General features: G+C 61.3%; 10 protein-coding genes. 4 read left to right on the top strand and 6 right to left on the bottom strand.

What is annotated here, in order from left to right:
• Window positions 1–76: 76 nt before the first annotated feature.
• The 6 genes from EAG14_RS22220 to rpmH all read right to left on the bottom strand — a co-directional run bounded on the left by EAG14_RS22220 (window position 77) and on the right by rpmH (window position 4,894).
• The gene (locus tag EAG14_RS22220; RefSeq protein ID WP_099657244.1) at window positions 77–568 is read right to left on the bottom strand and encodes a Crp/Fnr family transcriptional regulator; all 492 of its coding nucleotides are present in this window, start codon (window positions 566–568) and stop codon (window positions 77–79) included.
• A gap of 85 nt (window positions 569–653) precedes the next feature.
• Window positions 654–2,093, bottom strand: a complete 1,440-nt coding sequence (gene mnmE, locus EAG14_RS22215; RefSeq protein WP_121730182.1) for a tRNA uridine-5-carboxymethylaminomethyl(34) synthesis GTPase MnmE — start codon at window positions 2,091–2,093, stop codon at window positions 654–656.
• Window positions 2,094–2,214: 121 nt separating this feature from the next.
• Window positions 2,215–3,918 (bottom strand): membrane protein insertase YidC, encoded by a 1,704-nt coding sequence (gene yidC, locus EAG14_RS22210; protein WP_121730181.1) that lies wholly within the window; start codon window positions 3,916–3,918, stop codon window positions 2,215–2,217.
• Window positions 3,915–4,208 carry a membrane protein insertion efficiency factor YidD gene (gene yidD, locus EAG14_RS22205; protein ID WP_099742529.1) on the bottom strand — a complete coding sequence of 98 codons (294 nt, stop codon included), beginning with the start codon at window positions 4,206–4,208 and terminating at the stop codon, window positions 3,915–3,917. The genes yidC and yidD overlap by 4 nt, the downstream gene beginning before the upstream one ends.
• Window positions 4,205–4,696, bottom strand: coding sequence for a ribonuclease P protein component (locus EAG14_RS22200; protein WP_121730180.1), 492 nt, complete (start codon window positions 4,694–4,696; stop codon window positions 4,205–4,207). The genes yidD and EAG14_RS22200 overlap by 4 nt, the downstream gene beginning before the upstream one ends.
• 63 nt (window positions 4,697–4,759) lie before the next feature.
• Entirely contained in the window at window positions 4,760–4,894 is a 135-nt protein-coding gene (gene rpmH, locus EAG14_RS22195; protein WP_005798102.1) for a 50S ribosomal protein L34, read from the bottom strand.
• A 410-nt stretch (window positions 4,895–5,304) separates the two neighbouring features.
• Between rpmH and dnaA the strand changes: the two genes are divergently transcribed.
• The 4 genes from dnaA to EAG14_RS22175 all read left to right on the top strand — a co-directional run bounded on the left by dnaA (window position 5,305) and on the right by EAG14_RS22175 (window position 11,569).
• The gene (gene dnaA, locus EAG14_RS22190) at window positions 5,305–6,783 is read left to right on the top strand and encodes a chromosomal replication initiator protein DnaA (protein ID WP_099657249.1); all 1,479 of its coding nucleotides are present in this window, start codon (window positions 5,305–5,307) and stop codon (window positions 6,781–6,783) included.
• Between the two features lie 143 nt (window positions 6,784–6,926).
• On the top strand, window positions 6,927–8,045 hold the full coding sequence (gene dnaN / locus EAG14_RS22185) for a DNA polymerase III subunit beta (RefSeq protein WP_099742532.1): 1,119 nt from the start codon (window positions 6,927–6,929) through the stop codon (window positions 8,043–8,045).
• Window positions 8,046–8,252: 207 nt separating this feature from the next.
• Complete coding sequence (gene gyrB, locus EAG14_RS22180) at window positions 8,253–10,859, top strand: DNA topoisomerase (ATP-hydrolyzing) subunit B (protein WP_121730179.1); 2,607 nt, start codon at window positions 8,253–8,255, stop codon at window positions 10,857–10,859.
• 482 nt (window positions 10,860–11,341) lie between these two features.
• A complete protein-coding gene (locus EAG14_RS22175; protein ID WP_121730178.1) occupies window positions 11,342–11,569 on the top strand; it encodes a helix-turn-helix transcriptional regulator in 228 nt (75 codons plus the stop codon).
• Window positions 11,570–11,623: the final 54 nt, after the last annotated feature.

Raw genomic sequence — 11,623 nt, 5'->3', positions numbered from 1 at the left:
CCGAATCGAGTGTAACGTGGTGTTTGGGTGCCCAAGGTGCGTAGTGCCCGCAGGCGCACCCAAACAGTGCGCAGTGTCAGGTGGCCGCAACGCGGCGTTTGCGGTTGCCCAGCCGCTTGGCCAGCACCGAGCCCACCGCCATGGTCAGCGCCAAAGCAATAGCAGGCTGGCGGTTGGCCAGCTCGGTAAACCGCAGCGCGTGCAACGCCCAGAGCTTGCAAGGAACACTGGTCTGCACCGTGGCAGAGCGCGGGCGGTGCGAGAAGAAAGCGCCTTCACCCACCACGGAGCCTGGGCCCACAACGGCCAGGCGCAAACGCTCTTTTTCGTCTTGGTAGTGCACGCTCAGGTTGCCGCTCTCGACCAGATACAGGGTGCGGTCTGTGGTGCCCTGGGTGAACACGGTGTGACCCGCTGGAAACACCGTGGGCTGCAAATAAGGTGCGATGGCTTCCCACTGCGTTGGCGACAAAGGGTTGGTCATGGCGTCGTCTGCATTGGCCTGGGCAATGGCGTCAATGAGACCGCGAAGGTCAACTCGGGGGGCTGTGGGCGTTATGGCATTCATGGTGATGCGGAAAGTACCTGCGTTACAGCATGGACACAAGCGCTGCTTACGTCCGTTTACAACAAAGAGCACCCCGCACGCAGCGTCACTTGCCGATGCAGAAGCTCGAAAAAATTACGCCCAACAGATCGTCGGACGAAAACTCGCCAGTGATGGCGCCCAAGGCGTTTTGCGCCAATCTCAACTCCTCGGCCAGCAGATCCAGTGCCGGCGAGGCAATGAGCAATTGGGCCGATGCCTGCTCCAAGTGGCCTTGCACTTGCGCCAAGGCCTGCACATGGCGTGCCCGCGCAATGTAAATGCCTTCAGGAGCCGACTGCCAACCAGCCACTTCCAGCAGTATCCGACGCAATGCATCCAGGCCATCACCCGTACGCGCAGAAATCCTTACCGAGCGTCGGCTCGCTTCGTTCGGTTCATTCGATTTGGCAACGGCTTCGGTGCCCAGGCTGGCGCAATCGGTTTTGTTCCAAACATCGATCACTGGAACGGAGGCCGGGATTTTCTGCTGCATGGAGTCCGCCACCGCAGCATCGGCAGCGCAGTACTCCGGCAGGTAGGCGCGCGACAGGTCGTGCAAAAACAGCACGGCGTCTGCACCCTCGATCTCGGTCCAGGCACGCGCAATGCCGATGCGCTCGACCTCATCGTCACTGTCGCGCAGGCCTGCGGTGTCAATGACGTGCAGCGGCACCCCTTCGATCTGGATGGTTTGCTGCACCTTGTCGCGTGTGGTGCCCGCAATCGGCGTGACGATGGCCAGCTCAGCCCCAGCCAGGGCATTGAGCAGCGAACTCTTGCCCGCATTGGGCTGGCCAGCAATGACCACCTTGATGCCCTCGCGCAGCAGGGCCCCCTGCTGTGCACGCTGCCGCACCTGGGCCAGCGTGGCCTGCAAGCGCTCCAGTTGGCCGCGAGCATCGGCTTTTTCCAGAAAATCGATGTCCTCTTCCGGAAAATCCAGCGTGGCTTCCACCAGCATGCGCAGGTGGATCAGCGCATCGCGCAGCGCGTGGATTTCTTGCGAGAACGCCCCCGTCAACGACCGACTGGCACTGCGCGCTGCCGCTTCGGTGCTGGCATCGATCAGATCGGCAATCGCCTCGGCCTGGGCCAAGTCGATCTTGTCATTCAAAAAAGCGCGCTCAGTGAACTCGCCTGGCTGGGCAACACGCAAGCCTGGGAGCACGGCACCAGCGTGCGCTGCGGGTGCCTGGGCCGCCTGCAAGCAACGCGCCAGCAGCAATTGCAGCACCACGGGACCACCATGGGCCTGCAGCTCCAGCACATCTTCGCCGGTGTAGGAGTGGGGCGCAGGAAAGTACAGCGCCAGCCCTTGGTCAATGGCCTGGCCCTGCGCATCCCGAAAAGGCAGGTAGGTGGCCTCGCGTGGGCGCAGCTCCCGCCCGCACAGCGCCTGCACCAATGGCGCCAGTCCTTTGCCAGAGACTCGGACGATACCCACAGCCCCTCGGCCGGGAGCGGTGGCAATGGCAACGATGGGGTCAACGTGACGGGCAAGCATGGGGAGGCACTTTACACAAGGCAAGGCCATGCCAGCGAGAGGCAACACACCTTGCAAGAATGAAAAAGGCCGCTTGCGCGGCCTTGGAGGGGTTGAGAACGGCTTCTCAGGATCGCAAAGATCACTTGAACTTCGGCAGATTGAACTGCGGTGGAACGCCCATGCGGGTGTTGATGATCCACTGCTGCGCAATCGACAGGATGTTGTTCGTCAGCCAGTACAGCACCAGGCCGGCAGGGAAGAAGAAGAACATCACGCTGAAGATCAGCGGCATGAACCACATCATCTTGGCTTGCATCGGGTCTGGGGGTGCGGGGTTCAGTGCGGTTTGCAGCAAGGAACTGGCCGTCATCAGCAAAGGCAGGATGAAGAACGGGTCTGGCGCCGACAGGTCGTGGATCCAGCCGATCCAGGGCGCGTTGCGCATTTCCACGCTGGACAGCAGCACCCAATACAAGGCGATGAACACCGGGATCTGGATCATGATCGGGAAGCAGCCCCCCATGGGGTTGACCTTCTCTTCGCGGTAGATGCGCATCATCTCCTGCTGCATCTGCTGCGGCTTGTCCTTCAGGCGCTCGCGCAACTCCATGATCTTGGGGTTGATGGCCTTCATCTTGGCCATGCTGGCATAGGCCTTGGCATTGAGCCAGTAGAACGCGATCTTGAGCAGCAGCACCAGCGCCACGATGGACCAGCCCCAGTTGTTCAACAGCGCATGCAGTTGGTCCAGCAGCCAGTACAGGGGCTTGGACAGGATCGCCAGCATGCCGTAGTCCTTGACCAGCTCCAAGCCAGGCGACAGCTCTTTGAGCATGGTTTCGACCTGAGGGCCGGCAAACAGGCGCGCATCCACCGACTTGCTGCTGCCCGGCTCCAGGCTGCCCAGCGAGGCAATCATGCCCACCGAGTACAGGTTGTCGCTCACCTTACGGGTGAACAGATCACGCTGAACGCCGTCGGCCACCAACCAGGCACTGGCAAAGTAGTGCTGCACCATGGCGACATAACCATTGGTCGACTCCTTGGGGATGTCGGCCTTGCCGTTCTCAATTTCCTTGAACTCGATCTTCTGGTACTTCTTGGCCTCGGTGTACACCGCAGGGCCTGTGAAGGTCGAGTAGAACGAGGACTCTCCTGGCGGCTTGTTACCGTCACGCACCAACTGCAGGTACAGCTGAGGCGAGACGGCGGTGCTGCCTGCGTTCACGACTTCGTGCTTGACGGCGATGTCGTAGGCGCCGCGCTTGAGCGTCCAGGTCTTGATCAGCTTGACGCCGCCTTGCTCTGGCGACTCGAAGCGGATGCTCAGCTCGTTCTCGCCATCCTTGAGCGCACGCGGGCCAGGCACCGCCGTCATCACGGTCTTGTGCGTAGGGTAGCTGCCGCCAATCAGGCCGGTTTGTGCGGCATAGACCCGTTGCGTGCTCTCATCGAACAGCACAAAGTTCTTGGTCTTGTCGGTCATGTCCGCGTGCTTGAGCAACTCGGCATGCACGAGCGAACCGCCTTCGCCGTCAAACGTCAGTCGATAGACGTCGGTGGTGACTTCGATTTTTTCGCGCGCCACGGAGGCTGCCGGAGCAGGCGTTCCAGGCACAGCAGCAGCCCCGATGGAGGCCACGGCTGGCGCGGTGGAGCCAGGCACGCTGGCAACCCCGGCTTTGGGTGCCGATGCGCCAGCCGCTGGGGCCGCAGCACCCACGGCCGCTGGCGATGGGAAAAACGTGGCCTTGTTGCCGTTGTGCACTTGCCACTTGTCCCACAGCAAAACCATGGAAAAGCCAAAAATCACCCACAGGATGGTGCGGCGAATGTCGTTCATGAAGACTTCTTTGGTGAGGATGGTTGGGTGTTGGAAGGGTTCAGTCGCGAGAACAACCGCAAGCTGCGCGGCAATTCCTGCGGCACCGGATCATGCCCCCCGTCACACCAGGGGTGGCAGCGTACCAGCCTGCGCAGCGTGAGGTAACTCCCCACGGCAGCGCCATGCTGTTCCAGGGCCTGAAGAGAATACGCCGAGCAGGTGGGCTCAAACCGGCAGGCCGAGCCCAGCCAGGGGCTGAGTATCAACCGATAGCCTTTGACCACACCGATCAGCAGGGCTCGCATCATGGCGCAGCCTCTGGGGCCACAACCGCAGGCTCGGCCTTGGCAGCTGCGCTGGGTGGGCGCTTGGTGGCCTGCCCAAACAATTGCAGCAGTTCGGCGCGCACAGCCTGTTTGAGCTGGTCCGAGGTAGCGCTTACAAACTGCTTGCGATCAAACGCCGTGCGCAAGCGCACCACATGGGCAGCCTGCGGCAATTGGGCCTCAAACGCAGCGCCCACGGTGTAAATCTGGCGCTTGATGGTGTTGCGCGTAACGGCACGGCGCGCCCAACGCTTGGGCACCATGGCCCCTAGCCACACATCGGGCACGACAAACAGGGCCTGCGGCCCTTGCACAGAAAGCAAGGGACCGGGCCCTGAAGGTGACGTGGACGCTGCTGGCGAACTGCCTGCCGCGAGTACCAAGCGGTGCAACGCAAAATGCGCTGTGCGAGAGACAGTGCCTCCCGCCATGGCGGCCTGGAACTGCGGACGGGTTTTCAGCCGTTGCATGCGCGCACCCCGTTGAGGACCTGACGGTACAAACCGGGGAGCAGGCCGGTGGGTGGTTTGGCCTTAGACGGCCAGGCGCTTGCGGCCCTTGGCGCGGCGTGCGTTGATCACAGCGCGGCCACCGCGGGTCTTCATGCGAACGAGGAAGCCGTGGGTGCGGGCGCGGCGGGTCTTGGAAGGTTGGTAAGTACGTTTCATGGTGCTATTCCTTGAGGTTCAGTTCCGGACTGCTGCTCTTGAACCCCCTGAATCCCGCGCCGCCGCACTGCAATTGCAGTGCCATGAGCACAGACCTCTGGGGCAGAAATAACGGCGCGCCGGGTCAAATCGCCCTGAACACATTCAGGGAAACCCAAAATTATCGCAGGCTATTGCGGTTCTGGCAATGCCCTGGCTGTGTAACACCCGGGTGGGCGACCCGGAAGACGCCTGCACAGCCCCGCGCCGCGAGCGCTCAAATGCCTGCGGAACACCTAGCGCGGCAGGCTGCAACAGCCCACCAAGGCCCCCATTCTTACCCAGACTGCAAATTGTGGATAACTCCTTGACAAGCTACAATCCCACCCCTTGCTACGTTCCTCCTATCCACAATAAAAACACCCCTTGAAATGACCGAGGAACCCCAACGCAACCCCAATGCACCCACCGGCTCGGACGCCGGACAAGGCCTGTGGCAGGCCTGTGTGGAACAACTGGCCCAGGACCTTCCAGAACAGCAGTTCAACACCTGGATCAAACCCCTGGTGGCCCAGGTGGCAGAGGACTTCACCAAGGTCACCTTGCTGGTGGCCAACCGCTTCAAACTGGACTGGATTCGCGCCCAATACGCAGGCCGCATTGCGGCGTTGCTCGAGGGACTGTACGGCCAGCCGGTCACGCTGGAGTTGGCCATTGCCCAACGCGAATCGGTCATCCGCACCTATGTGCGCCCAGCCTCGCAGCAGCAGGAACCGCAGCACTCGCAGTCTTCCGGCCAGACGCAAAACCACGGGTCTGCCCAAGGCAACCACTCTGGGCAAGGGCAGGGCAGCAGCACCGGCAGCGACGAGTCCTCGGCAGGCGTGTTTCGCAACCGCCTGAACGCCGCCCTCACGTTTGAAACCCTGGTGGAAGGCACGGCCAACCGCATGGCACGCTCTGCGGCCATGCACGTGGCGGGCATGCCGGGGCACTTGTACAACCCGCTGTTCATCTACGGCGGCGTGGGCTTGGGCAAAACCCACTTGGTGCACGCCGTGGGCAACCGCCTGCTGCAAGACAAGCCCGACGCCAAGATCCTATACATCCACGCCGAACAGTTCGTGTCCGACGTGGTCAAGGCCTACCAGCGCCGCACCTTTGACGAGTTCAAAGAACGCTACCACTCGCTCGATCTGCTGCTGATCGACGATGTGCAGTTCTTCGCCAACAAAGACCGCACCCAGGAAGAGTTCTTCAACGCCTTCGAAGCCCTGCTGGCCAAGAAGAGCCATATCGTGATGACTTCGGACACGTACCCGAAGGGCCTGGCCAACATCCATGAGCGGCTGGTCTCCCGCTTTGACTCGGGCCTCACGGTAGCGATTGAGCCGCCCGAGCTGGAAATGCGCGTGGCCATTTTGATCAACAAAGCCCGCGCTGAAGCCACCGAGATGCCCGAGGAAGTCGCCTTCTTCGTGGCCAAGAACGTGCGCTCCAACGTGCGCGAACTCGAAGGCGCGCTGCGCAAAATCCTGGCGTATTCGCGCTTCAACCAGAAAGAAATCTCGATCCAGCTGGCGCGCGAAGCCCTCAGAGATCTGCTGTCGATTCAGAACCGGCAAATTTCTGTGGAAAACATTCAGAAAACGGTGGCCGACTACTACAAGATCAAGGTCGCCGACATGTACAGCAAGAAGCGCCCGGCCAGCATTGCCCGCCCGCGCCAGATTGCGATGTACCTGGCCAAAGAACTGACGCAAAAAAGCCTTCCAGAAATCGGAGAATTGTTTGGCGGGCGCGACCACACCACGGTTTTGCACGCAGTGCGCAAGATTTCTGGCGAGCGCCAGCAGCTGACCGAGCTGAACCAGCAGCTGCATGTGCTGGAGCAGACTCTTAAAGGCTGATCCCCCGTGCAAACCACGCCCACCACAAACATCTTCAAAGCCCCCGTTCAAGGGCAAAATGGCGTGCTGTGCAGCACGGGGAAGGCGCGAGGAGCGCCGCTGCTGCCCATGCACCGTCCTAAAAACCACAAGAGGTTGATGACATGATCGTCCTGAAGGCAACACAAGACAAGGTTCTCGCGGTACTCCAGTCCGTGGCTGGCATCGTTGAGCGCCGCCACACGCTGCCCATTCTGGCCAACGTGCTGATCCGCAAGACGGGCAATGCGCTGCAACTGACCACCAGCGACCTCGAAATCCAGATCCGCACCACCGCCGAACTGGGCGGTGACACTGGTGACTTCACCACCACCGTGGGCGCGCGCAAGCTCATCGACATCTTGAAGACCATGCCCGGCGACCAGACGGTGAGCCTGGAGTCGAGCCAGTCCAAGCTGATCTTGAAGGGTGGCAAGAGCCGCTTCACGCTGCAAAGCCTGCCCGCTGAAGACTTCCCGCTGGTGCAAGAATCCGCCGCCTTCGGCCCCGTGTTCGCTGTTCCGCAAAAGACGCTGAAGGACCTGCTGGGCCAGGTGTCGTTTGCCATGGCGGTGCAAGACATTCGCTACTACCTCAACGGCATCTTGTTCGTGGCCGAGGGCAAAACCCTGAGCTTGGTGGCCACCGACGGCCACCGCCTGGCCTTTGCCAGCGCCACGCTGGATGTGGAAGTGCCCAAGCAGGAAGTCATCCTGCCGCGCAAGACCGTGATCGAGTTGCAACGCCTGCTCAGCGATGCCGGTGGCGAGAACCAGCCCCACATCGAGATGCAGTTCGCCAACAACCAGGCCAAGTTCACCTTTGGCGGCATGGAGTTCGTGACCAAGCTGGTCGAGGGCAAATTCCCCGACTACAACCGCGTCATCCCCAAGAACCACCACAACAGCGTAACGCTGGGCCGCGCCCCGCTGCTGGCCAGCCTGCAGCGCACGGCCATCATGACCAGCGACAAGTTCAAGGGCGTGCGCCTGAACATCGAACCCGGCACCCTGCGCGTGGCGTCGAACAATGCCGAGCAGGAAGAGGCGGTGGACGAGCTGGACATCGACTACGGCGGCGACACCATCGAGATCGGCTTCAACGTCACCTACCTGATCGATGCCCTGGCCAACATGGGCCAGGACATGGTCAAGATCGACCTGGCCGACGGCAACAGCTCTGCGCTGATGACCATTCCGGACAACGAGTCCTTCAAATACGTCGTCATGCCCATGCGCATATGACGCACACGTGATGGGCATTGCGGCACCTGCGGGTGCCGCAAGCCTTTCACCAACGCACTTTTGCAACAGACTGCAACCCGTTGCAATTACTATCAATTTGATAGCTTCTAGCGCTTAATTTACGTGCCCTAGAAGGTTATTTGACCTGTATTGAACCCTTTTACCAAGTGCGAGACCTCGAGGTCTGCACGGATCCCAAGGCCCACCATGACCGCTGACAACTACCTGCCCGAGCAAGAACCTACCGGCACGGGTGAGCCTGTTCCGCACAAGATCGACACCAACCAGGCTGGCGCCAGCGAAAGCTACGGCGAAGGCTCCATCACCATCCTCGAAGGCCTGGAGGCCGTGCGCAAGCGCCCCGGCATGTACATCGGCGACACGTCCGACGGCACCGGCCTGCACCACCTGGTGTTCGAAGTGGTCGACAACTCCATCGACGAAGCCCTGGCGGGCCACTGCGACGACATCGTCGTCACCATCCACTCCGACAACTCCATCAGCGTGACCGACAACGGCCGCGGCATCCCCACCGGCGTGAAGATGGACGACAAGCACGAGCCCAAGCGCAGTGCGGCCGAAATCGCCCTGACCGAACTGCACGCAGGCGGCAAGTTCAACCAGAACAGCTACAAGGTCTCCGGCGGGCTGCACGGCGTGGGCGTGAGCTGCGTGAACGCGCTCAGCAAATGGCTGCGCCTGACCGTGCGCCGCGAAGGCAAGGTGCACCAGATCGAATTTGCACGCGGCTTTGTGCAAGACCGCCTGCTCGACACCGTGGACGGCTTTGAAGTCAGCCCTATGAAGGTGACCGGCGAGACCGAAAAGCGCGGCACCGAAGTGCACTTCTTGCCCGACACCGAGATCTTCAAAGAGAACTACGACTTCCACTACGAGATCCTGGCCAAGCGCCTGCGCGAACTCTCGTTCCTGAACAACGGCGTGCGCATTCGTTTGAAGGACGAGCGCAGCGGCAAGGAAGACGACTTCTCGGGCGCTGGCGGCGTGCGCGGCTTCGTCGAGTTCATCAACAAGGGCAAGACGGTGCTGCACCCCACGTCGTTTTACGCCGCAGGCGAGCGCCCGGCCGAAACGTATGGCGGCATCCCCGGCACCCACATCGGCGTGGAAGTGGCCATGCAGTGGAACAGTGCGTACACCGAGCAAGTGCTGTGCTTCACCAACAACATCCCCCAGCGTGACGGCGGCACCCACTTGACCGGCCTGCGCGCCGCGATGACCCGCGTCATCAACAAGTACATCGAAGAAAACGAGCTGGCCAAGAAGGCCAAGGTCGAAGTCACTGGCGACGACATGCGCGAAGGCCTGTGCTGCGTGCTGAGCGTGAAGGTGCCCGAGCCCAAGTTCAGCAGCCAGACCAAGGACAAGCTGGTATCGAGCGAAGTGCGCGCCCCCGTGGAAGACATCGTGGGCAAGCTGCTCACCGACTACCTGCAAGAGCGCCCGGCCGACGCCAAGATCATCTGCGGCAAGATCGTGGAAGCCGCCCGCGCCCGCGAAGCCGCCCGCAAAGCCCGCGAAATGACCCGCCGCAAAGGCGTGCTCGACGGCATGGGCCTGCCCGGCAAGCTGGCCGACTGCCAGGAAAAAGACCCCGCCATGTGCGAGATCTACATCGTCGAGGGTGACTCCGCCGGTGGCTCCGCCAAGCAGGGCCGCGACCGTAAGTTCCAGGCCATCCTGCCCCTGCGCGGCAAGATCCTGAACGTGGAAAAAGCCCGCTATGAAAAGCTGCTGACCAGCAACGAAATCCTCACGCTGATCACCGCCCTGGGTACCGGCATCGGCAAGGCGGGCGGCACCACCGGGGGCGATGACTTCGACGTGGCCAAGCTGCGCTACCACCGCATCATCATCATGACCGACGCCGACGTGGACGGCGCCCACATCCGCACCCTGCTGCTCACCTTCTTCTACCGCCAGATGCCCGAGCTGGTCGAGCGCGGCCACATCTACATCGCACAGCCGCCGCTGTACAAGGTGAAGGCCGGCAAGGAAGAGCTGTACCTGAAGGACGCCCCCGCACTCGACGGCTTCTTGCTGCGCATTGCGCTGAACCACGCCAGCGTGACCACCGGCGGCGCCAACCCGCAAACGCTGACCGGCGACACCCTGGCCGAACTGGCCCGCAAGCACCAGATCGCTGAAAGCGTCATCGCCCGCCTGGGCAACTTCATGGACGCCGAAGCCCTGCGCGCCATTGCCGACGGCGTGAGCCTGAAGCTCGACACCGTGGCCGACGCCGAAGCCAGCGCCGTGGCCCTGCAAGCCAAGCTGCGCGAACTCAACACCACCGGCGCCCCCGCCGAAGTGGCTGGCGAATTCGACGCCCGCACCGACAAGCCCCTGCTGCGCATCAGCCGCCGCCACCACGGCAACATCAAGAGCAGCGTTATCACCCAAGATTTCGTGCACGGCGCCGACTACGCCGCCCTGGCCGAAGCCGCCGAAACCTTCCGTGGCCTGCTGGGCGAGGGCGCCAAGGCCCTGCGAGGCGAAGGCGACAAGCAGAAGGAAGAAAAAGTGGGCGACTTCCGCCAGGCCATGAAGTGGCTGATCAGCGAAGCCGAACGCACCACCGCCCGCCAACGCTACAAGGGCCTGGGCGAAATGAACCCCGAACAGCTGTGGGAAACCACCATGGACCCGAACGTGCGCCGCCTGCTGCGCGTGCAGATCGACGATGCGATCGAGGCCGACCGCGTGTTCACGATGCTGATGGGCGATGAGGTGGAGCCGCGCCGGGATTTCATTGAGACGAATGCGCTGCGTGCGGGGAATATTGACGTTTGAGCCTGTAGGTTCTCATTGATCTTGCAAAGATTCCCAGCACTTGCAAATCACAACCGTCCAGCCATGTGCAAGGTGATGGCAGTCCCCGTTATCGGGTTGTCATCATTGGCATAGTTTTGCTGTCGCGCAGCGAGCCTGCAGCAGCTCGGTCTGATTAAGGGGGCCGCTTCGGATTCCCTTAATTTGTCAATTGGTTCATTGATCTCGCCCAATTGCGAGCGTGCAGCGCTCATCACCCCGTGCTTCTCCTCGACGTAAAGCGAACCGCAACTGGCATGCTTTAGAAGCGCTCGGGAATAGAGGCGATTCATTCCGTCTTCCGGTTCCTGACCGGCAGACGCTCTGCTCCGTCCAGACTTGCATAGAGCATTGGCTGGTCCGGCAAAGGCAGTATTCACACTGTGTGATACCCTCATACACCAAAAACATCAACTACCTGATGTTTTTAGTCCACTACCATTCCATAGTTTGTAGCTACTTCGATGATCCGAATACACCTCTCCAGGCTGTTAGGTGAGAACAAGGAAAAAATCGTTGATCTGCAGCGTGCGACTGGTCTATCGCGCAATACGGTAGCAGGGCTGTATAGAGAAACAATAAGCCGCGTGGACCTCGAAACCCTCAACACTATATGCAGACATTACGGCTGCAATGTCGGCGATTTGCTGGAGTACGTCTCTGACGAGGAAACAATCAAGGGAGGGAAGTGAAAACACTCTCTTCCAATTCAAACAAATCTACGCCGTGGTGTGGACAGGGAGAAT

Source organism: Acidovorax sp. 1608163, assembly GCF_003669015.1.
In the GTDB taxonomy this organism is placed as follows: Bacteria; Pseudomonadota; Gammaproteobacteria; order Burkholderiales; family Burkholderiaceae_C; genus Acidovorax.
Note: the sequence above shows the minus strand (reverse complement) of the source record. Positions and strands in the feature narration are given on the sequence as shown.